This is a genomic window from Acidovorax sp. KNOB132 (assembly GCF_057541515.1).
In genome coordinates this window covers 1-1182 of record NZ_BAAJYT010000546.1, presented here as the reverse complement: position 1 = coordinate 1182, position 1182 = coordinate 1, and the positions used below count along the sequence as shown (strand labels likewise).

The window sequence follows — 1182 nt, the reverse complement described above, 5'->3', positions numbered from 1 at the left end:
CGCCGTCTCGCGCGCCAGGCGGTGGCGCGCGATGGCCGGGCCCCGCTCCACGTTCTGCGTTCCGTGCCGCAGGGCCCGGAAAGGCGACTTGCCGACGATCGGGTTGCGCAGCAGGCGCGCGCGCTCGGGCGTGGCGCGCTTGATCCAGCGGCCGGTCTTCATCAGGCGGGCGTTGATGGCGGCGAAGTCCGTTCCCGGCCCGGTCTGGAACAGGTCGTTGCGCACGGCGGTCAAGGCCCACTGGTGGGGCTGGGCCGCGTCCACCTCGCCCGCCATGCGCGCCGCGGCGCAGGCGACGGCCTTGCCGGTCAGCGTGTCCAGGGCCGATTCGCTGGCCAGGATGGCAGCAGGATCACCCCGCTCCGCGTGCTGTGGGGGCATCGCCGTTGCGGCCTTGAGCAGCAGCGTGAAGTCCTGGAGGTGCGCCGCATCCACGGGGCGGGCCACGATGGCCTGGAGCACTTCCAGGCCCGTGGGCGTGCCGGCCAGGGCGGCTGCCACCTGCCACACCGCCCGCCGTGCCGCCAAGGTGGCATCGCTCGGATGGCCCGCATCGGAGCGCCGCGGCGAGCCTGGCAGCGACCGGTCAGGGCCGCCATCCAGCGAAGCCGAGGGCGTGTGATAGACCGAACCCCCTTCCATCGACGAGGCCGATGGCGAGCGCGAGACTGCGGGCGAGACCGGGGGCGACAAGGGAGCCGGCTCGTCGTCGCCCCCCATGCAAGGAGCCTGCGGGCGTGTAGAAGACCGAGGCCGCGTCGTCGTCCGGCGCACCGGCCCGCTGCTGCCAGGCCGCGGCGATTTCCTGCTGCGGATCGAACTCCTGCAGGAGTTCCAGCGCGCCCAGTGCCAATTGTGCGTCGCCGCCCGTCGCGGCGGCCAGGGCTTCGGCCAGGATCACGGTGGGCGCGCCAGGAAGCCCCGGAATCGGTGCCATGCGCGAAAAATCCATCTCGGTCAGCGCGAGTGCGAGATCTGCCGCCACGCCGAAACGCTGCCCGCCCGGCCCGAACAGCGCCTTCGTCAACGTGGAGCCGTCGGGCTCGGCCTGTGCCATGGCATCGAGCAGCACATGGGTGGCTTGGGGCTGGGCGGCAGCGGCCTGCGCGGCCGCCGGGGCGTTGGCGTGGCCAGCGGCCTCATTCCTGTCCGGCAAGGCGCCACGCGGCGGCAGGGTCGATG

At 73.3% G+C, this 1182-nt stretch carries 2 pseudogenes; both read right to left on the bottom strand.

Annotation, left to right across the window (positions count from 1 at the left end):
- Positions 1-693: pseudogene (locus AC27IO_RS24520) on the bottom strand (hypothetical protein); the annotation flags it as partial.
- Positions 587-1182 (bottom strand): annotated as a pseudogene (locus tag AC27IO_RS24515) (hypothetical protein); the annotation flags it as partial. The pseudogenes AC27IO_RS24515 and AC27IO_RS24520, both read right to left, overlap by 107 nt.